Annotated in this window: 21 protein-coding genes; 5 read left to right on the top strand and 16 right to left on the bottom strand. The window is 69.5% G+C overall.

Features of this window, described 5'->3' with window-relative positions:
- Positions 1 to 75: 75 nt before the first annotated feature.
- From QNO21_RS07100 to QNO21_RS07120, 5 genes are all read right to left on the bottom strand, one after another.
- Positions 76 to 399 carry a DUF2469 family protein gene (locus QNO21_RS07100; protein ID WP_257493299.1) on the bottom strand — a complete coding sequence of 108 codons (324 nt, stop codon included), beginning with the start codon at positions 397 to 399 and terminating at the stop codon, positions 76 to 78.
- A 23-nt stretch (positions 400 to 422) separates the two neighbouring features.
- Positions 423 to 1,082 carry a ribonuclease HII gene (gene rnhB / locus QNO21_RS07105; protein ID WP_257519038.1) on the bottom strand — a complete coding sequence of 220 codons (660 nt, stop codon included), beginning with the start codon at positions 1,080 to 1,082 and terminating at the stop codon, positions 423 to 425.
- A complete protein-coding gene (gene lepB / locus QNO21_RS07110) occupies positions 1,079 to 1,834 on the bottom strand; it encodes a signal peptidase I (protein ID WP_257519039.1) in 756 nt (251 codons plus the stop codon). The genes rnhB and lepB overlap by 4 nt, the downstream gene beginning before the upstream one ends.
- A 155-nt stretch (positions 1,835 to 1,989) precedes the next feature.
- The gene (gene rplS, locus QNO21_RS07115; RefSeq protein WP_257519040.1) at positions 1,990 to 2,337 is read right to left on the bottom strand and encodes a 50S ribosomal protein L19; all 348 of its coding nucleotides are present in this window, start codon (positions 2,335 to 2,337) and stop codon (positions 1,990 to 1,992) included.
- Positions 2,338 to 2,495: 158 nt separating this feature from the next.
- A complete protein-coding gene (locus QNO21_RS07120) occupies positions 2,496 to 2,990 on the bottom strand; it encodes an MFS transporter permease (RefSeq protein WP_257519041.1) in 495 nt (164 codons plus the stop codon).
- 101 nt (positions 2,991 to 3,091) lie between these two features.
- On the opposite strand from QNO21_RS07120, the gene map reads away from it, so the two are divergent.
- A complete protein-coding gene (map, locus tag QNO21_RS07125) occupies positions 3,092 to 3,874 on the top strand; it encodes a type I methionyl aminopeptidase (protein ID WP_257519042.1) in 783 nt (260 codons plus the stop codon).
- A gap of 67 nt (positions 3,875 to 3,941) precedes the next feature.
- On the opposite strand, the gene trmD is transcribed toward map, so the two are convergent.
- Genes trmD through rpsP form a run of 4 tightly spaced genes read right to left on the bottom strand, consistent with a single transcriptional unit; the run spans position 3,942 to position 5,990 of the window.
- Complete coding sequence (gene trmD, locus QNO21_RS07130; protein ID WP_257519043.1) at positions 3,942 to 4,646, bottom strand: tRNA (guanosine(37)-N1)-methyltransferase TrmD; 705 nt, start codon at positions 4,644 to 4,646, stop codon at positions 3,942 to 3,944.
- Position 4,647: 1 nt separating this feature from the next.
- The gene (gene rimM, locus QNO21_RS07135; protein ID WP_257519044.1) at positions 4,648 to 5,331 is read right to left on the bottom strand and encodes a ribosome maturation factor RimM; all 684 of its coding nucleotides are present in this window, start codon (positions 5,329 to 5,331) and stop codon (positions 4,648 to 4,650) included.
- Between the two features lies 1 nt (position 5,332).
- The gene (locus QNO21_RS07140) at positions 5,333 to 5,563 is read right to left on the bottom strand and encodes an RNA-binding protein (protein ID WP_257493292.1); all 231 of its coding nucleotides are present in this window, start codon (positions 5,561 to 5,563) and stop codon (positions 5,333 to 5,335) included.
- A 4-nt stretch (positions 5,564 to 5,567) separates the two neighbouring features.
- Entirely contained in the window at positions 5,568 to 5,990 is a 423-nt protein-coding gene (gene rpsP, locus QNO21_RS07145) for a 30S ribosomal protein S16 (RefSeq protein ID WP_257515961.1), read from the bottom strand.
- 180 nt (positions 5,991 to 6,170) lie between these two features.
- Between rpsP and QNO21_RS07150 the strand changes: the two genes are divergently transcribed.
- Complete coding sequence (locus tag QNO21_RS07150; protein WP_257515960.1) at positions 6,171 to 7,334, top strand: glutamate--cysteine ligase; 1,164 nt, start codon at positions 6,171 to 6,173, stop codon at positions 7,332 to 7,334.
- A 150-nt stretch (positions 7,335 to 7,484) separates the two neighbouring features.
- On the opposite strand, the gene ffh is transcribed toward QNO21_RS07150, so the two are convergent.
- Genes ffh through smc form a run of 5 tightly spaced genes read right to left on the bottom strand, consistent with a single transcriptional unit; the run spans position 7,485 to position 15,017 of the window.
- Positions 7,485 to 9,035 carry a signal recognition particle protein gene (gene ffh, locus QNO21_RS07155; RefSeq protein ID WP_257519045.1) on the bottom strand — a complete coding sequence of 517 codons (1,551 nt, stop codon included), beginning with the start codon at positions 9,033 to 9,035 and terminating at the stop codon, positions 7,485 to 7,487.
- A gap of 45 nt (positions 9,036 to 9,080) precedes the next feature.
- Positions 9,081 to 10,025, bottom strand: a complete 945-nt coding sequence (locus QNO21_RS07160; RefSeq protein ID WP_257519046.1) for a TetR family transcriptional regulator — start codon at positions 10,023 to 10,025, stop codon at positions 9,081 to 9,083.
- 54 nt (positions 10,026 to 10,079) lie between these two features.
- Positions 10,080 to 10,580, bottom strand: coding sequence for a DUF2004 domain-containing protein (locus tag QNO21_RS07165; protein ID WP_257519047.1), 501 nt, complete (start codon positions 10,578 to 10,580; stop codon positions 10,080 to 10,082).
- A gap of 54 nt (positions 10,581 to 10,634) precedes the next feature.
- Positions 10,635 to 11,507, bottom strand: coding sequence for a signal recognition particle-docking protein FtsY (gene ftsY, locus QNO21_RS07170; RefSeq protein ID WP_257519048.1), 873 nt, complete (start codon positions 11,505 to 11,507; stop codon positions 10,635 to 10,637).
- An 18-nt stretch (positions 11,508 to 11,525) separates the two neighbouring features.
- Entirely contained in the window at positions 11,526 to 15,017 is a 3,492-nt protein-coding gene (gene smc, locus QNO21_RS07175; protein ID WP_257519049.1) for a chromosome segregation protein SMC, read from the bottom strand.
- Positions 15,018 to 15,129: 112 nt separating this feature from the next.
- Here smc and QNO21_RS07180 point away from each other — a divergent pair, with 112 nt between their 5' ends.
- The 3 genes from QNO21_RS07180 to QNO21_RS07190 all read left to right on the top strand — a co-directional run bounded on the left by QNO21_RS07180 (position 15,130) and on the right by QNO21_RS07190 (position 16,777).
- Entirely contained in the window at positions 15,130 to 15,255 is a 126-nt protein-coding gene (locus QNO21_RS07180) for a hypothetical protein (protein WP_257519050.1), read from the top strand.
- 141 nt (positions 15,256 to 15,396) lie between these two features.
- Positions 15,397 to 15,645 (top strand): hypothetical protein, encoded by a 249-nt coding sequence (locus QNO21_RS07185; RefSeq protein ID WP_257515393.1) that lies wholly within the window; start codon positions 15,397 to 15,399, stop codon positions 15,643 to 15,645.
- 43 nt (positions 15,646 to 15,688) lie between these two features.
- A complete protein-coding gene (locus QNO21_RS07190) occupies positions 15,689 to 16,777 on the top strand; it encodes a GNAT family N-acetyltransferase (protein ID WP_257519051.1) in 1,089 nt (362 codons plus the stop codon).
- A gap of 21 nt (positions 16,778 to 16,798) precedes the next feature.
- Here QNO21_RS07190 and mutM read toward each other — a convergent pair whose 3' ends face one another.
- Both mutM and rnc read right to left on the bottom strand, forming a co-directional pair.
- Positions 16,799 to 17,704, bottom strand: coding sequence for a bifunctional DNA-formamidopyrimidine glycosylase/DNA-(apurinic or apyrimidinic site) lyase (gene mutM / locus QNO21_RS07195; RefSeq protein WP_257519052.1), 906 nt, complete (start codon positions 17,702 to 17,704; stop codon positions 16,799 to 16,801).
- Positions 17,697 to 18,389, bottom strand: coding sequence for a ribonuclease III (rnc, locus tag QNO21_RS07200; protein WP_257515390.1), 693 nt, complete (start codon positions 18,387 to 18,389; stop codon positions 17,697 to 17,699). The genes mutM and rnc overlap by 8 nt, the downstream gene beginning before the upstream one ends.
- Positions 18,390 to 18,391: the final 2 nt, after the last annotated feature.

Raw genomic sequence — 18,391 nt, forward strand, 5'->3', positions numbered from 1 at the left:
GCGGCCCGTGAGCCGTTACCCCCGGCTTGGGGGACAGCTCATCGAACGAGCCGGCTGTGGAGGGCTCGAGGGCGCTCAGGAGTCGAGCGAAAGCTCCTCGGGCAGGTGGAAGTCCCGCCGGGTGAGCTCTTCGACGTTGACGTCCTTGAAGGTCAGCACCCGCACCGACTTCACGAACCGGTCTGCGCGGTAGATATCCCACACCCAGACGTCGGTCATCGAGATCTCGAAGTAGAAGTCGTGCTCGGTGTCGCGCCGCACGACGTTCACCTCGTTGGCGAGGTAGAAGCGACGCTCGGTCTCGATCACGTAGGCGAACTGCGACACGACATCGCGGTACTCGCGATACAGCGCCAGCTCTAGTTCGCGGTCGTAGTCCTCGAAGCCCTCGTCGTCCATGGTGATTCCATCCTAGGCCCGGGTCAGAACAGAGTCGGCGCCTCGACGATCGACCACGACGCACGGTGGTGTGCGCTGAGGCCGAGGGTGCGGATCGCGGCGCGGTGCTCGAGGCTCGCGTAGCCCTTGTTACGCGCCCACTGATAGTCGGGCCAGTCGTCGTGAAGAGCGGTCATGTGTCCGTCCCGGGCGACCTTGGCGATGACGGATGCCGCCGCGGCGCTGGCGCAGTCGCGGTCCGCTTTGACCACCGGCCGCACGTGGAGACCTGAGCCCCCCGCCGGGGTGATGTAGTCGTGGTTACCGTCCAGCAGAACGATCCCGTCTTCGGGCACCACCCCCTGATCACGCAGCTGGTTGATCGCACGGAGGGCTGCAAGCCCCAGGGAGCGGATGATGCCAACGGCATCCACCTCCGCCGCCGTCGCCCAGCCCACCGCCGACGCCTGCACCCACCCGGCCGCCCGCTCGGCCACGACGGGCCGTTTGGCCTCGGGGACGAGCTTGGAGTCCCGCAGGCCCTCCGGCACCCGGCGGCGCGCCCGCGCGGCATCCACCGCCACGGCACCGACCGCCACCGGGCCCGCGAGCGCGCCGCGCCCCACCTCGTCGCATGCGATGACGATCGCGTGCTCGCGCAGCAGGCGACGCTCGAGCGTCAGTCGTGGTTCGACGACCGTCATGGCGCCGCAGGCTCCTGCTCGGGGTCGGGCACGCCGACGAAGACGTCGTGGTGACCGTCGATCAGTCCTACGCGTTCAAACGGCCACGTGATCAGGAAAGCGCGTCCGACCACGTTGTCGAGAGGGACGAAGCCCTTGCCCGGCTGCTCCTGGTTGTACCGGGAGTCGCGGGAGTGATCGCGGTTGTCGCCCAGCACCCAGAGGGTGCCTTCGGGTACCACGACGTCGAACTCGACCCTCTCGGGGGCGCTCTCGCCGGCGAGGAGGTTGAGGTACGGAGCCTCGTCGACGGGCACGCCGTTGACGGTCAGCTGTCCGAGCACGTTGCAGCAGACGACGTGGTCGCCCGGCAGCCCGACGATCCGCTTGATCAGGTGATCCTTGCTGTCCGGCGCCGACAGGCCCACGACGGACATGGCCCAGTCGAAAGCCTCGGCGACGGCCGACCGCTCCGGTTCCGGCGTGGCAGGCAGCCAGCCACCCGGGTCGCGGAAGACGACGATGTCGCCGCGCTCGTACCCGCCGAAGCGCGGGGTGAGCTCGTCGACGAGGATGCGGTCCTCGATCTGCAGCGTCTGCTGCATGGAGCCGGACGGGATGTAGAAGGAGCGCACCACGAAGGTCTTCACGAGGAAAGAGACCACGACCGCGATCAGCACGATGATGAGCACGTCACGCACGAACGGCCACAACCCTCGGCGGCGACGAGGCACCCCGGGATCGTGCGGCGGGGCCGTCTGCTCAGCCGTCATCGAGAATCCTCTTCCGGCGCCCCACGGTCAGACGGGGCGGCAGTGTCAAGCGTCGCACATTCGGCATTCGGTTGGGCGCATGCGACGCCGTGCGCCCACCGTGAAGCCACAGATGCCCCGGGGGTGACCCCGGGGCATCCGTTGGAAAGACGCGATCAGCGGTCGCGCTTCTCCTTGATCTTGGCCTTCTTGCCGCGAAGGTTGCGCAGGTAGTAGAGCTTCGCGCGACGCACGTCACCGCGGGTGACGACCTCGATGTGGTCGATCGTGGGGCTGTGCACCGGGAAGGTGCGCTCCACGCCGACCTGGAAGCTGATCTTGCGGACGGTGAAGGTCTCACGCACACCGTCTCCCGAGCGACCGAGCACGACGCCCTGGAAGATCTGGATACGCGAGCGGTTGCCCTCGGTGATGTTGACGTGCACCTTCACGGTGTCGCCGGGACCGAAGTCGGGGATGTCGGAACGCAGGGATGCTGCGTCGACTGAGTCGAGGATCTGCATGATCGTCACTTCCTGCAGCCGCCACAGGTCGACCGCGAGATAGAGGAGTAAAAGAGAATCGGTGCCCCGGGACCGACTGCGCGGTCCGCTCCCCTGAGGCAGAGACGCTCAGGGCACGAAGGCCTATTCTGCCATGCCGCAGGCTACCCGCCAAAACGTCAGACGCTCGGCGGCGTGGTCTTCTCCTCGATGACGACCACTCGCGGCTCTGCGGCCGGCTCCTGCGGGCGCTCCGGCGGGGGGATGAACGCCGTTCCGTCGCCGGCACGCACGAGCGTCACCCGTGGTCGCGCCTCGGACCACAGCTGCCACAGCAGCAGCCAGAACAGACCCACGGCGATGACGGCGGAGACGAAGGCCTGCGCCACCCACGTGGATCCGTAGAACCCCAGCGAGATGACCGAAAGGTGCCAGAGCGTGAACCCGAGTACGTCCCACCACGACACGGCGCGCTGTGCCCGCACGGTCCCGCGGGCGCGCACCAGCAGCATCAGTACCAGCTGCACGATCAGCACGCTGGGAAGCGCGATGAACAGCATCCACAGCAACGCCCAGCCGCCGCCGTCGAAGGCAACCCATCCGACCAGCAGCCACAGCGGCAGCACGAACGCGGCCGGCAGAAGCCAGTAGAAGAACGCCCGTCGCAGCCACATGTTGTCGATGCTACGCCTGTGGGGCGCGCCGGGCGCCGGATATCGAGGGCGACCAGACCATGCGCGTCATCGGGGACAATGGACACGACGGAAGGAAACCCATGATCGAGCTGCGCACCCCTGCCGAGATCGATGCGATGCGCCCGGCCGGCCGCTTCGTCGCCGAGGTGCTGGCCACCCTGCGCGACGAGACGAAGGTGGGCACCAACCTGCTCGCGATCGACCGCCGCGCCCACGACATGATCCGACGCGCCGGCGCCGAGTCCTGCTACATCGACTACCACCCCTCCTTCGGGGCGAGCCCGTTCGGCAAGGTCATCTGCACTTCGGTCAACGACGCCGTGCTGCACGGCCTCCCCCACGACTACGCCCTGCGCGACGGCGATCTGGTCACGCTCGACTTCGCCGTCGCCGTCGACGGCTGGGTTGCGGATTCGGCGATCTCGTTCGTCGTTGGCACGCCCCGCGACGAGGACCTCGCCCTCATCGACACCACCGAGCGCGCACTGGATGCCGCGATCGCGGCCGCCGTCGTCGGAAACCGGGTCGGCGACATCTCGCACGCCATCGCCGAGGTCGCCCACCGCGACGGCTACTCGATCAACACCGACTTCGGCGGTCACGGCGTGGGCCGCACCATGCACGGCGACCCCCACGTGCCCAATGACGGCAAGCCCGGGCGTGGCTACCCGCTGCGAACGGGGCTCGTGCTCGCGCTGGAGCCGTGGTTCCTGCAGACCACCGACAAGCTCGTCACCGACCCCGACGGCTGGACGCTGCGCAGCGCCGACGGCTCGCGCGGCGCCCACTCCGAGCACACCATCGCCGTCACCGCCGACGGACCCATCGTGCTGACCGACCGGTCGTTCCTCGGCGTCGACTGAGCGGAGCGTCGGAGTCGTCCGGGCTCAGTCGTGTGGCGCGTGGATCAGGCGTCCCGGTTGAGCGCGGTCAGACTCCGTCGGCGAGCAGGTCGGGGCGACGCTCCCGCGTGCGCTGGACCTGCTGCTCGTGCCGCCAGGTCGCGACGGCCCCGTGGTTGCCGCTCAACAGGACGGGCGGCACGTCACGGCCGCGCCATGACGACGGCTTCGTGTACGACGGGTATTCGAGCAGCCCGTCCTCGTGCGATTCCTCGACGAGGCTCTCGGGGTTGCCGACGACGCCGGGAACGAGCCGGCCGATCGCCTCGATCATGGCCATCGCGGCGACCTCGCCGCCGTTGAGCACGTAGTCGCCGAGGCTGATCAGCCGCACCTCGCCGAGGGTGGCGGCGTAGTCGAAGACGCGCTCGTCGATCCCCTCGTACCGACCGCACCCGAAGACGAGGTGCGGGGCCGTCGAGAGTTCGCGCGCCGTGGCCTGCGTGAACCGCTCCCCCGCCGGCGACGGGAAGATGAAGACGGGACGGATGCCGGCTTCGGCCGCCTCGGCGGCGATGGCATCCAGCGCCTCGCCCCAGGGTTCCGGCTTCATCACCATGCCGGCGCCGCCGCCGTACGGGGTGTCGTCGACGGTCCGATGCCGGTCGTGCGTGTGGTCGCGCAGATCGTGCACGCGCACGTCGAGCAGGCCGTTGCCGCGGGCCTTGCCCAGCAGCGACACCTCGAGCACGTCGAAGAACGCCGGAAAGATCGTGACGACGTCGATGCGCACGTCAGTCCTCGGCGCGCGGGGCCTCGGGAGCGTCCGCGTCGGGCGCGGCGGCGTCGGCCGGTGAGGGGACCTCCGCCGACGGAGCGTCTGCGGCATCCGCCTCGTCAGAGTCCCGTGCGGGCTCCGTCGGCAGCTCCTCGAACAGTCCCGCCGGGGGCGTGACGATCAGGCGACCGGCGGCCACGTCGACCTCGGGGACGATCGCCTTGACGAACGGCACGAGGATCTCGCGCTCCTCGTCAGCGCCGACGGGGCGGATGATCAGCAGGTCCTGCGCGGGGAGGTGATCCACCCGCACGACGCGGCCGACGATCTGCTCGTCGCGGACGACGTCGAGGCCGACCAGCTGGTGGTCGTACCAGGCATCCGGCTCGGGCGCCACATCGGTGTCGTCCTGGTCGATCCACAGGATCGCACGAACGAGCGTCTCGGCGCCCTCGCGGTCGTCGACGCCGTCGAAGAAGACGACGGGGTGGGAGTTCATCCACCGGAACTCGCGCACCGTGATGGTCTTGCCGTGCCAGGGCGAGGCCTCGGGCACCTGCAGCGTGAACGACGAGCCGGGGACGAATCGTCCGTCCGGGTCGTCGGTGTACAGCTCGAGCTTCAGCGCGCCCTTCAGGCCGTGCGCCTTGACCAGGCGCCCGACGCGCAGCTGGGCACGCGGGGTCTTCGCATCGGACATGTCAGTCATCCGCGACGTCGACGCGTACGCGGCGCCCGTCGGCTAGTGCCGACACGACGGTGCGCAGCGCCTTCGCCGTGCGTCCGCCGCGCCCGATGACGCGACCCCGGTCGTCGGGGTGCACGCGCACCTCGATCACGTCACCGCGAGGCGACGTGGAGGTGTGGACTTTCACATCGTCCGGGTGATCGACGATCCCCTTGACGACGTGCTCGAGCGCGGCGGCCAGCAACGGATTACTCTGCGTCGGTCGAGGCGGGTGCCTCGTCGGACGTCGCCTCGGCGGGAGCGGGCTCGTCGGCCTTCTTCTCCGCCTTCGGCTTCACAACGGACTTCTTCGCGGCGTCGAGCTGGAACGGCTCCTTCGGCGCGGCGACCTTCACGGTCGACACGGCGTTCTTGTCGCCCTTGAACTGACCCCAGTCGCCGGTCAGCTTGAGGAGGGCCGCGACCTGCTCGGTGGGCTGGGCGCCCACGGAGAGCCAGTACTGCGCGCGCTCGGAGTCGACCTCGATGAACGAGGGCTCCTCGGTCGGGTGGTACTTGCCGATCTCCTCGATCACACGGCCGTCGCGCTTGGTGCGCGAGTCGGCGACGACGATGCGGTAGTACGGGGCACGGATCTTGCCGAGCCGCTTGAGACGGATCTTGACAGCCACAATTCTCCTGAATGTGTTGGAAGGATGAACGTCGCCTGGAGCGTGGGGTGCACACCCGGCAAAAGCTCTGAGGGAGGATCGCGCGCTGGATAGAGGGTCGAGCAGGCGGTCCAGCCTTCTATTTTGCCAGATGCGGAGCCATCCCGCGAACCACCCCTGACCGCGTGTCAGAATGTGCGCATGACGGTGCCCTTCGCGACATCCGCACGTTCCTCTGTCGGACTGGAATGGGAGCTCATGCTCGCCGACGGAAAGACCGGTGACCTGGCGCCTCGGGCGCCCGAGGTCATCGACGCCCTCGCGGAATCCACCGCGCATGAGCGCTTCACGGTGACCGGCGAACTGCTCACCAACACCCTCGAGGTCACGAGCGGTGTCGGCAGCACCGTGGCGGCCGCCGTCGACGACATCGCCGACGCGATCGCCGCCGTCCGCACGGTCACCGACCCGATGGGACTGGAGCTGCTGTGCGCCGGCAGCCACCCGTTCGCGCAGTGGTTCGAGCAGGGCGTCACCGACAAGACCCGGTATCACAAGCTGATCGAGCGCACCCAGTGGTGGGGTCGCAACATGATGATCTGGGGCGTGCATGTGCACGTCGGCGTGGATGACGTCGACAAGGTGCTGCCCATCGTCAACGCACTCGCGACGTACCTGCCTCACCTGCAGGCGCTGTCTGCGTCGAGCCCGTTCTGGGCCGGCGAGAGCACGGGGTATGCCTCCAACCGGGCGCTGGTGTTCCAGCAGCTGCCCACCGCGGGTCTCCCCTGGCCGCTGCAGAACTGGGCGGAGTACGAGTCCTACCTCGATGACATGGCCGCCACCGGCGTGATGGCGGATGCCACCGAGGTGCGGTGGGACGTCCGCCCGGCTCCGCGCTGGGGCACGGTGGAGGTGCGCGCCTGCGACGGCATGTCGACGCTCCCCGAGCTGGCCGCCGTCACCGCGCTCGTGCAGGTGCTCGTCGAACACTTCTCGCGCGAGCTCGACGCGGGGCGGGAGCTTCCGATCCTGCAGCCGTGGTTCATACGCGAGAACAAGTGGCGCGCGGCGCGGTACGGGATGGACGCGCGTCTGATCGTCGACCGCGCGGGAACGCAGGTGCCTGTCGCCGAGCACCTGCGCGAGACGATCGACCGGCTCGCCGACGTCGCTGCGGAGCTCAAATGCGCCCGCGAGTTCGCCGGTGTGGACGCCATCGTCAGCGGCGGAGCGAGCTACTCCCGGCAGCTGACGGTGGCCGAGGCAGCCGGCGGCGACCTGCGCGAAGTCGTGCAGCACCTCATCCGCGAGTTCCGCAACGGTCCGACACTGCGCGAGCACCTGCTGACTCTCGCGCGCTGACGCGCGGTCACACGGGCCCGGATTCCGCGCCGAGCACAGGAGATCTCCCCGGCACAGGCGGAATCCGGCGGCATCCGTCCTGCGCTCGCGAGATCACCTGTTCTCGCGACGGTGCGACGGGCGGATGCCGCAAACGTCGCGGCCCCGGACTCAGCTCTTGCCGAAGAGCTTCTGGATCTCGGCGAGGTCGGCCTCGCTCGGCGGGGTCTGCGCCGCGCCGAGTCCGAAGCCCGACCCGGTGGGAGCGGTGGCCGCTGCCAGCCCGGCGGCCTCTGCGGCGCGCTTGGCGGGGTTGCCCGACCGGGACACGGCCTTCTTCTTCTGCTGCTTGCCGCGCTTGCTCGAGGCGCCCGGCTTGCCGCCCACCGCTCCCATGCCGGGGATGTTGGGGACGCCGCCGCGCGCGACGGTCTTCATCATCTTCGCGGCCTGTTCGAAGCGCTGCACGAGCTGGTTGACGTCGGTGACGGTCATGCCGGAACCGCGGGCGATGCGCAGCCGGCGGGAGCCGTTGAGCACCTTGGGGTTGCGTCGCTCGGCGGGGGTCATCGACCGGATGATCGCCTCGGTGCGATCGATCTCCTTCTCGTCGAAATCCTCGAGCTGCTGCTTCATCTGGCCCATGCCCGGCAGCATGCCGAGCATCTTCTTCATCGAGCCCATCTTCTTGAGCTGCTGCATCTGGTCGAGGAAGTCCTCGAGCGTGAAGCTGTCGGTCGCGAACTTCTCCGCGACCTTCTGTGCCTCTTCCTCGTCGAAGGCCTGCTGGGCCTGCTCGATGAGGGTGAGGATGTCGCCGAGGTCCAGGATGCGGCTGGCCATGCGGTCGGGGTGGAAGGCCTCGAGGTCGTCGAGCCCTTCGCCGGTGGACGCGTAGATGATGGGCCGGCCGGTCACAGAGGCGACCGACAGCGCGGCACCACCGCGCGCGTCGCCGTCGAGCTTCGACAGCACCACGCCGGTGAAGTCGACGCCCTCCTGGAAGGCCTTGGCCGTGTTGACGGCGTCCTGGCCGATCATCGCGTCGATGACGAAGAGCACCTCGTCGGGGTCGGTCGCCTTGCGGATGTCGGATGCCTGCTTCATCAGCTCCGCGTCGACGCCGAGGCGTCCGGCGGTGTCGATGATGACGACGTCGTGCAGCTGTCGGCGGGCGGTCTCGACGCCATCGCGGGCGACCTGCACCGGGTTTCCCACGCCGTTGCCGGGCTCGGGGGCGTAGATCGCCGCACCGGCCTGCTTGGCGACGACCTGCAGCTGGTTCACGGCGTTCGGGCGCTGGAGGTCGGCAGCCACGAGAAGAGGCGTGTGACCCTCCTTCTCGAGCTGCTTCGCGAGCTTGCCCGCGAACGTGGTCTTACCCGAGCCCTGGAGGCCGGCGAGCATGATGACCGTCGGCGGGTTCTTGGCGAACTGCAGGCGACGCTGCTGGCCACCGAGAATCGCGACGAGCTCCTCGTTGACGATCTGCACGACCTGCTGCGCCGGGTTGAGCGCACGGTTGACCTCGTCGCCCAGCGCCCGCTCGCGCACCTTCGCGGTGAACTCCTTGACCACCGGCAGCGCGACGTCGGCGTCCAGGAGCGCCCGACGGATCTCTCGTACCGTCCCGTCGACGTCGGCGGCAGTGAGCTTGCCCTTGGTGCGGAGGTTGCGGAAGGTCTCTGTGAGACGATCTGAGAGCGTGCCGAAGGTAGCCATGATTCCCCGATTCTACGCGGACGCGCGACCCCGCTGCCGACTCTGCTAGCCGGTCGGCTCCTGGAAGAGCGTGACCTGCAGCCCGGCGGGTGCGCGCAGCCGGGCGTTGACGGAGCGCCACGGGGTGACGCGGGCGGATGCCAGCAGCTCGGCCCCCGCGGCGGTGAGCATGGATGCCGCCGCATCGGCGTCCGCGACTTCGAACGCGACCCGCAGCGGGTCGCTCGGGGCGTCACCGTCGGTCTCGACGGCGTCGATGTAGTCCGCCTGCGCGGGGTTCGCGAGCTCCAAAGTCGCCCGACCCGCATCGAGGATCGCCACCCGGGCACCGCCCTCGGCCTCGTAGGCCCCAGCCTGCGGCATCCCCAGGACGTCGCGGTAGAACTCCAGGGCCTCGTCGAACCGGTCGGCGCGCACCACGAGGCGCAGCTGCCGTACCGGCCCGGGGGCAGGGACGGCCGACAGCGCGGTGTGCAGGAGCGGCACCAGGGCCGCCCCGCCGGGGCCGCCCTGCGCCCACGCCCAGACCGCGGCGAAGACGGCGCCGGCGTACGCGCTGCCCGTGACCTCGCTCATGAGACCCCCGCTGCCGTCGCGGTCGAGCCGCTCGGCGACGGCGCGACCCAGCCGCAGCTGGCGCGCGGCACGTTCCCGGTCGAGCTCCCCCGCCAGCCCCATCGCCGCCTCGTGGGTGATCGCGAGGGCGAGGTGGTCGGGCGCGAAGTCCTCTCCGATGGCCGCCAAGGCGTCGCGCACCGGCAGGCCGGACCGCAGCGCCGTCGTCGCGGCATCCAGTCGCTCGTCGAGTCCCCACCACAGCACATCGGCCTTCGACGAGAAGTAGTTGAAGAAGCTCGACCTGCTCACTCCCGCGCGGGTGGTGATGTCGGCGACCGACGTCGCGTCGTACCCCTGCTCGAGGAAGAGCTCGCAGGCCGCCTCGGCCAGAGTGTCCCGCGATGAGGCTCTGGGCCTACCCACCCGATTCATGTCTCCAGCGTACGGATCGTCCGTCTGCACGGGGTGATCCGAGCCCGCCCGCGCCTACTCGGCGCTGGTGACGGACTGCACTTCGCCGTCGGAGGCGAGGTTCACCAGCAGCACGTCGTCGGTGGCATCCGGGTCGAGAGCGTACTCAAGGACCGCGAACGGGTCCTTTCCGCCGTGCTCGTCGGCGAGGATCGTCATGCTCATCAGCTGCAGCGAGCGGATCACATCGACGTGGACGTCGCCGGAGATGTCGACGAGGTACTCCTCGAGGCGATCGCCCATGCGGTGCTGCTGCTGCAGGATGTACTCGGTCACTTCGCTCGTGCGGTCGTCGAGCTCGGTGACCATGGCGTTGCGCGCGGTCATGTCGATGCTCTCGAGGGTCGTGATCATCGCCGCAGCGATGTCGAGCGCTGCTGGTGAGACGTCGTCCTGATCGGGAGCCGTGAGGTCGACGGTGACGATCTGGTCGGCGAACTCGACGTTCTCCGACCAGAAGATCGACCCGTCGGGGCCGGTCTCCAAGAGTCCGAAGTAGTCGTGCTCGATCGCCATGCCTCTATGAAACCAGTCCTGCACCCAGGGCGGTAGTCCGGCGCGCCGGGTGGTTCAGTCGACCAGCGAAGCGGCGAACACGTGCGGCGTGAATCCGGTGAGATCGTTGATGCCCTCGCCCTGCCCCAGCAGTTTCACCGGGATGCCGGTGCGCTCCTGCACCGCGAGGACGAATCCGCCCTTGGCGGAGCCGTCGAGCTTCGTGAGCACGAGCCCGGTGACCCCGGCGTGCTGCAGGAAGGCTTCGGCCTGCATGACGCCGTTCTGGCCGGTCGTGGCATCCAGCACGAGCAGCACTTCGCTGATGGGCGCCTGCTTCTCGATGACCCGGCGGATCTTGGTGAGCTCGTCCATGAGTCCGCCCTTGGTGTGAAGGCGCCCGGCGGTGTCCACCAGCACGATCTCGGTGCCGGTGCGTTTGGCGTACTCGATCGTCTGGAACGCGACCGACGCCGGGTCCTGGCCCTCCTGCTGCGGGCGCACGATCGCCGCACCGCCGCGCTCGGCCCAAGTGGCCAACTGGTCCACTGCGGCCGCGCGGAATGTATCGGCCGCGCCGACGACCACCGATCGCCCGTACCGCTGCAGGAACTTGGCGAACTTGCCGATGGTCGTGGTCTTGCCGACGCCGTTGACGCCGACGACCAGGACGACGGCGGGACGCTCGGTGAGGCGCAGGGTGCTGTCGAACTTCGCGAAGCGCTCCTCGAGCGTCTCCTTCAGCATGCGCTGCAGGTCGCGCGGATCGGTCGTGCGGTAGCGCTCGACCTTCTCCTGCAGCTCGTCGATGATGCGCTCGGTGATGTCGGGACCGAAGTCCGCGGTCAGCAGCGCCGTCTCGAGGTCCTCCCAGGTGTTCTCGTCGATCGTGGGCTTGACGAACATGCCGCGCAGTGCGCGGCCGAGCGACCAGGAGTTCTCCGCCATGGTTCCAGCCTAGGCGTGCTAAGCGCTCTGCCTGTCGCGCACCACGCGCTGACCGACCACCGCAGAGACGCCGTCCTGACGCATCGAGACGCCGTAGAGCGCATCGGCGATCTCCATCGTGCGCTTCTGATGGGTGATGACGATGAGCTGGCTGGACTCACGCAGTTTCTCGAAGACTCCGAGCAGACGTCCGAGGTTGGCGTCGTCCAGCGCCGCCTCGACCTCGTCGAGGATGTAGAACGGGCTCGGCCGCGCCATGAAGATCGCCGTCAGCAACGCGACCGCCGCGAGAGACCGCTCCCCTCCGGAAAGCAGCGACAGCCGCTCGATCTTCTTTCCCACCGGCCGCACGCTGACGTCGATCCCGGTGGTGAGCGGATTGTCGGGATCGGTCAGCGAGATGCTCCCCGTCCCGCCAGGGAAGAGGATCGGGAAGACCTCCGCGAACGCTTCCTTGGTGTCCTCGAAGGCGGCGAGGAAGATCGTCTGCATCCGCTCGTCGAGCTCTTCGATGATCGTCATCAGATCTGCGCGGGTCTGCGTCAGGTCGTTGAGTTGCTCGGTGAGGAACGCGTGCCGCTGCTCCAGCGCGGCGAACTCCTCCAGCGCGAGCGGGTTGACCCTGCCCAGCTGACCGAGCTTGCGCTCGGCATCTTGCAGACGCCGGCGCTGAGCCGCGCGGTCGTACGGCTCGGTGTGTTCGTCGTCGTCGGCTGTCGGAGCCGGAACCGGCTGGTCCGGACCGTATTCCGAAATCAGAATATTCTCATCGAGGCCCAGCTCCGAGGCCACACGTTCGCGCAGGCTCGTCACGTGGAGCCGCTTCTCGTGGATCTGCATCTCGAGCCCGTGCACGCTCTCGGTGAGGCCGGCGAGACGATCGCGCACGGCGTTCTCCTGCACGCGCAGCTCGGCGAGCTCGGCCGTCACGGCCGTGCGGGCAGATTCGGCGGATGCCAGTTCGACCCGGGCCTGCGACACCGATCGGTCAATCGAGTCCAGAAGCGGCGGCAGCTGCGCGACGACGTCGGCCGCGACGGCGCGCTGGGCACGGCGGATAACGGCGCGCCGGGCGGACTCTTCGGCCGCGGCCCGCTCCCGCTCTCGTTGGCGCTCCAGCTGCACGACTTGCTGCTCGCCCGCGCGGATCCGCTCACGGAGCGTCTCCACATCCAGCCGCGCACGCATCTCGGCATCCCGGGCCTGTTCGAGCGCCGCCAGCATGCCCTCCCGAGCCGATGCGTCGAGGATGGGACGTGGTGTCTCGAGCGCCTGCTGCAGCGCGTCGTCGGCCGCGCGCACGCGCGCCTCGGCTTCGGCGACGGCCGCCTCGGCCGGCCGCAGGCCCGACGCCAGACGTTCGCACTCGGCGATCGCGGCTTCATGACGCACGGTCGCTCGGTTGACCTGCTCGGTGTGGGCGGCAAGGGCGGCGTCGTGCGCACGCAGGGTCTCCAGCGCTGTCCGGGTGCGGTGGCGCGTGCCGTCGAGGTGCTGCTGAGCGTCACGCAGGGCGTCCCGCAGCGAGTCCGCGACGACGACGATCTCGGACAGCCGGTCAACGGCGGCGTCGCGCTCGGCAGCGAGTTCGAGACGCGACCGCTCTCCCCCGCTGCCCGCGCGCACCGTGTGGGCCGTGATGATCTCGCCGGCCCGGGTGACCACGGTGATCCCGGCCGGCACTTCCCCCAGTGCGTCGAAGTCCTCCGCGATCACGACCGACGACAACAGCCCGAGGATGCCGGGAGGGGCCGTCACCACGTCCGCGGCCGACACCGTGTTCGGCACCTCGACCCGCGCAGCCCCCGCCCCGGCGCCGCCGATGGCGATGTCCACGCTGCCGAGGTCCGCGTCGCGGGCGAGACGGGCGATGGCATACGCCTCGTCGGGTGTGTCGACCAGCACGCCCTCGGCCAGCGGGCCGAGCACCGCGGCGATCGCCGCCTCGTAGCCGGCCGTGACCTTGACCGCATCGCCGACGAGCCCGCGCACACCGGCTCTGCCCCGGGCGATGATCTCGGCCGCAGCGTTGCGCACATCCAGCGCCCGGCCGAGAGCCGCAGTCTGCGCCGTCAGCGCCTCGACCTCACGCTCCGCGGCGTGCAGGCGCTCGCGGATGCCACCCACTGACGCCTCGGCGTCGTTCGCCTCGCGCTGTGCCCGCTCGTACAGCGCCGCATACTCGGCAGACGAGCCTTCGGGGACGAGATCGGGGTCGATGCCCGCGAGCACCTCCTCGGCCTCGGCCCGACGAGCCAGGGCGGCATCCAATGCCTTCTGCTGCCGCTCGACGCCCGCCCGCACGGCGGTCAGCTCCGAACGGGCGGCGTCGGCAGCGCCCCGCAGCTTCGACAGCCGCATGTCGTGCTCGGACACCAGAGCGCTCTGGGCGGCGATGTCGGCGTCGAGCGCGTCGAGTTCGGCGCGCGAGCGGATGACGCTGCGACCCGCCGCCTCGGCGGCATCCTGAGCCGCCCCCAGGCCCGCGCTGATGCGGTCGATCTCGGCGCGCGCCTCGTCGATGACCGCCTGTGAGACGGTCGTCTGCTCGAACAGCGGCGCATCGTCACCCGAGAGCAGGGCAAGGCGCTGATTACTCAGCGAATACAGGCCCCGCAGCCGCTCCTGCACCTGCTCGAGCGCGAAGGTGGTGCGACGGGCCCGGTCAACCGCCTCCGAGCGTTGCTCGGCTTCGAGTCGTTCCACCCGGACGCGCAACTGCTCGGCCTGGTCCTGCAGCACCAGTCGCTCGGCGTGGCGTTCCCGCTCGTTGCGCGCGTGGTCGGCCAGCTGAGCCTTGAGGGCGACGAGGTCGTCGGCGTAGAGCCGCGCCTTCGCGTCGCGCACGACCGCAGCGATGGTGGCCGCCTCGCGGGCGATCTCGGCCTGCTTGCCCAGCGGCTTCAGCTGACGCCGCAGTTCACCGGCGAGATCGGAGAGCCTGGTGAGGTTCGCCTCCATCGCGGTGAGCTTGCGAAGCGTCTTCTCCTTGCGACGGCGGTGCTTCAGGATGCCGGCTGCCTCTTCGATGAACCCGCGGCGGTCCTCGGGCGACGCCTGCAGCACGCTGTCGAGCCGGCCCTGGCCCACGATGACGTGCATCTCGCGGCCCAGTCCCGAGTCGCTCAGCAGCTCCTGCACGTCGAGCAGGCGGCAGCTCTGGCCGTTGATCGCGTATTCGCTCGCGCCGTTCCGGAAGAGCGTGCGGCTTATCGTCACCTCGCTGTACTCGATCGGCAGGGCCCCGTCGGAGTTGTCGATCGTCAGCTGCACCTCGGCCCGCCCGAGCGGCCCGCGGGTCGCCGTGCCGGCGAAGATGACGTCCTCCATCTTTCCACCGCGAAGGGTCTTGGCCCCCTGCTCCCCCATGACCCACGCGAGGGCGTCGACGACGTTGGACTTGCCCGACCCATTGGGCCCGACGATGCAGGTCACGCCCGGTTCGAGGGCGAAGGTGGTCGGCTGGGCGAACGACTTGAAACCTTTGAGCGTCAGGCTCTTCAGGTGCATGGGCGCCCTCCGTCACGGTTTCCCGACCACGCTACTGTGGCGCGGGCTTGACGTGCGCACCGCCACGCGCTATGTTCCTTGATCGCGTCAGAAGTTGAGAGGAGGTTCCCACATGTTTTACATCAACTGCCCAGCGTTGACCACCGCGTTCGTCGCGTCCACGTCGCTGCGCCGCCCCACGGGAACCGCCGCCTCCTTCGGGGCCGGGGTCACCGGCCGCACGTCAGCCGCCGCGTGACCTGAGCGCACCAGAGCTCCGTCCGCCACGCAGGAGAATCTCCTCCGCGTCCCGCCGCCCGTCTTTCGGCGGCTCTCCATTCCGTCGTGCTCGGCACGTCCCTCCGCCGCTGTCGTGGCGGCATCCTCTCTCGGAGAAACCATGAACACCCTCACGGTCTCGCGCGCCGCCCGCGCGCTGGACACCGTCCGAACGACCGACCGACAAACGCACGCGCCGCTGCTCGACCGGCTCGCCATGCACGCAGCGCTGGCGCTGCTGCTGTGGAGCACCCGGCCGCGGCGTTCGAAGCCCACGTTCGACGACCTGGCCCGACGCGAGCGCCGGCTGGCCGATGTCGAACGCGAACGAGCGTGGCTGCTGCTGCAGAACCACACCTCCTTTCGTTGACCCCCTTCACCCAGGTCCGCGCCGCGGACCGGAACGGAACACCATGACCACCCTCCTGGCCGACGTGCGGCTGCGCCCGCTCACCGTGCCGGCATCGCTCGATGCGCCCGACGCCGCAGATTTCACCGCAATGGTCGACGTGCGCAACCGCATCTTCGAGCAGATCTCGGGCCACACCGACCACACCTTCACCGCGGCCGAGCTGCTGCCCCACTTCCAGGACACCGAAGACGAAGAACGCTTCATGTGGCTGGTCGAGGTCGGCGACACCCTCGTCGGCCGCGTGGGCGTTGACCTGCCGCGCGAGCAGGGCTCACGCACCGCGTACTGGTTCATCGAGCTGCTGCGCGAGGCGTGGGGGCACGGCATCGGCTCACACGCCTACGAGCTGGTCGAGCGCACCGCCCGTGAGCACGGTCGCACCGTGCTGCAGGCCTGGGCAGAGCAGCCGCCTGTGGCGGACGGCGACGCCCTCGCCCCGCCGACCGGATTCGGTCAAGTGCCCCGGGACCACATCGCACGCTTCTTCCTGCGCCACGGCCACACCCTCGAGCAGGTGGAGCGGGCGAGCGCTCTGGACCTGACGGCGCCGATGGATCGCATCGAGCAGCTCTACGCCGAGGCGCAGGCCGCGGCGAAGGGCTACCGCGTCGTGCAGTGGCAGGCTCCGACACCGCAGGAGCATCTCGAAGGCTATGCGTGGATGAAGTCGCGCATGTCCACCGATGTGCCGGCGGGCGCGATGGAGTTCGACGAGGAGACGTGGGATGCCGCACGCGTCGAACGCCACGACCGTCGCTATCTGGAGGGCGGGCGCACGCTGCAGGTGACCGCCGCGCAGCACATCGCGACCGGGGAACTCTGCGCCTTCAACGAGCTCGTTCTCGGCCAGGACGGCACCGCCGCGTCGCACCAGGAGGACACCCTCGTGCTTAAGGAGCACCGCGGGCACCGTCTCGGCATGCTCGTGAAGTGCGCGGGGCTGCTGTCGTGGCCAAGGCTCGCCCCGGAGTCGCCGCGGGTGATGACCTACAACGCCGAGGAGAACCGCCCGATGCTCGACATCAACGAGGCGATCGGATTCGTTCCGATCTCGTACGAGGGCGCGTGGAAGAAAACCCTGCAGGACTGATGCCTGCCCGCGGTCGCGGAGTCAGCTCCGCGACCGCGGCGGCTTCTGACAGCGCGGGCAGAAATGGCTCGAGCGATTGGTGAACGACACCCGCACGATGGCGGACCCGCACCGGGGACACGGCTGGCCGGTACGGCCGTAGGCGTTGAGCGAGTGCGCGAAGTACCCGGCCTGGCCGTTGACGTTGACATACTGCGAATCGAAGCTCGTGCCGCCTTCGGCCAGCGCCTTCTCGAGCACGACGCGGATCTCGTGCAGCAGCCGATTCGCGGTGCGGGCCGACAGCACGGCAGCAGGCGTTTCGGGGTGCACCCGTGACGCCCACAGCGCCTCGTCGGCATAGATGTTGCCGACGCCGCTCAGTACCGTCTGGTCCAGCAGCACGCGCTTGACCGCGGACCCTTTGCGGGACAGCGCCGCACGGAACCCGGCGTCCCGGAACGCCGGATCGAGCGGGTCGCGGGCGATGTGCGCCACCTGGGTCGGAACGGTCGCGGCATCCGTCCCCCAACCGCCCGGGGCTCCGTCGGGCGTCGGGATGAGTGCATCGACGGCGAGTGAGCCGAAGGTGCGCTGGTCTGCGAAAACGACCGCCAGATCGCCGTGCACCGGATGGGCGATGTCGAGGCGGATGCGCTCGTGCCGCTCCGGCGCGGCGCCGGGCTCCCGCAGCAGCATCTGGCCGCTCATGCCGAGGTGTGCGATCACCGCGTCGACACCGCCGTCGAGTGGGAGCCACAGGAACTTTCCGCGCCGGGCGGCGGCGACGATGCCACGGCCCTGCAGGTGGTCTTCGAACGACGCGGCATCACCGCGATGCCGCGTGATCGCGCGCGCATCGACGACGCTGACCCCCGTGATGCGGGCCCCCGCGACGGCGGGCGCGAGGCCCGCCCGCACGACCTCGACTTCGGGCAGTTCAGGCACGGGTGCTGAGCTCGCGCCACGCTGTGAGCGCCGCCGCCATCTCCGCCTGTTTTTTACTCGTGCCCGACCCGGCCGCGGTGAGGTCGCCCACGGTGACCGACGCCGTGAAGACGCGGTCGTGGTCGGGGCCGGACGCCTCGATGGCGTACACCGGCGGGCTGAGGGCGTTGCGCGCCGCGAGCTCCTGCAGGCTCGTCTTGGGATCCATGGCCGCGCCGTAGCGCTCGGGGTCCTGCAGCAGGGGTTCGACCAAGCGCAGCACGAGCGCCGTCGCCGCATCGGGTCCCGCCGATAGGTAGGTCGCGCCGATCACGGCTTCCATCGTGTCGGCGAGGATCGAGTCCTTGTCGCGGCCGCCGGTCTGCTGCTCACCGCGGCCGAGCAGCAGGTAGGAGCCGAGGCCGATGCCGCGCGCCACCTCTGCCAGGGCGACGGTGGACACGACGCTCGCGCGACGCTTGGCCAGCTCGCCCTCGTCGAGGTCGGGGTGCGCCGTGAACAGACGCACTGTCACCGCCTGTCCGAGCACGGAGTCGCCCAGGAACTCGAGACGTTCGTTGTGCGGGATGCCGCCGGCCTCGTACGCGTACGAGCGGTGCGTCAATGCAAGCGACAGAAGCTCGGGGTCGATATCGACCCCGAGCTTGTCGACGAGCGTGGAACGCTCGTGGGTGACGTCAGTCACGC

Origin of the sequence: Microbacterium sp. zg-Y818, from assembly GCF_030246905.1 — a bacterium.
GTDB lineage: Bacteria > Actinomycetota > Actinomycetes > Actinomycetales > Microbacteriaceae > Microbacterium.

Bases quoted from the DNA above. Each gene is read 5' to 3' on its own strand.
- rimM (WP_257519044.1), bottom strand. From the start codon at position 5,331: ATGTCCGATGCGAAGACCCCGCGTGCCCAGCTGCGCGTCGGGCGCCTG.
- rnhB (WP_257519038.1), bottom strand. From the start codon at position 1,082: ATGACGGTCGTCGAACCACGACTGACGCTCGAGCGTCGCCTGCTGCGC.
- QNO21_RS07190 (WP_257519051.1), top strand. From the start codon at position 15,689: ATGACCACCCTCCTGGCCGACGTGCGGCTGCGCCCGCTCACCGTGCCG.
- QNO21_RS07180 (WP_257519050.1), top strand. From the start codon at position 15,130: ATGTTTTACATCAACTGCCCAGCGTTGACCACCGCGTTCGTCGCGTCC.
- QNO21_RS07185 (WP_257515393.1), top strand. From the start codon at position 15,397: ATGAACACCCTCACGGTCTCGCGCGCCGCCCGCGCGCTGGACACCGTC.
- map (WP_257519042.1), top strand. From the start codon at position 3,092: ATGATCGAGCTGCGCACCCCTGCCGAGATCGATGCGATGCGCCCGGCC.
- QNO21_RS07120 (WP_257519041.1), bottom strand. From the start codon at position 2,990: ATGTGGCTGCGACGGGCGTTCTTCTACTGGCTTCTGCCGGCCGCGTTC.
- QNO21_RS07160 (WP_257519046.1), bottom strand. From the start codon at position 10,025: ATGAATCGGGTGGGTAGGCCCAGAGCCTCATCGCGGGACACTCTGGCC.
- ftsY (WP_257519048.1), bottom strand. From the start codon at position 11,507: ATGGCGGAGAACTCCTGGTCGCTCGGCCGCGCACTGCGCGGCATGTTC.
- rplS (WP_257519040.1), bottom strand. From the start codon at position 2,337: ATGCAGATCCTCGACTCAGTCGACGCAGCATCCCTGCGTTCCGACATC.
- QNO21_RS07165 (WP_257519047.1), bottom strand. From the start codon at position 10,580: ATGGCGATCGAGCACGACTACTTCGGACTCTTGGAGACCGGCCCCGAC.
- lepB (WP_257519039.1), bottom strand. From the start codon at position 1,834: ATGACGGCTGAGCAGACGGCCCCGCCGCACGATCCCGGGGTGCCTCGT.
- QNO21_RS07150 (WP_257515960.1), top strand. From the start codon at position 6,171: ATGACGGTGCCCTTCGCGACATCCGCACGTTCCTCTGTCGGACTGGAA.
- smc (WP_257519049.1), bottom strand. From the start codon at position 15,017: ATGCACCTGAAGAGCCTGACGCTCAAAGGTTTCAAGTCGTTCGCCCAG.
- ffh (WP_257519045.1), bottom strand. From the start codon at position 9,035: ATGGCTACCTTCGGCACGCTCTCAGATCGTCTCACAGAGACCTTCCGC.
- QNO21_RS07100 (WP_257493299.1), bottom strand. From the start codon at position 399: ATGGACGACGAGGGCTTCGAGGACTACGACCGCGAACTAGAGCTGGCG.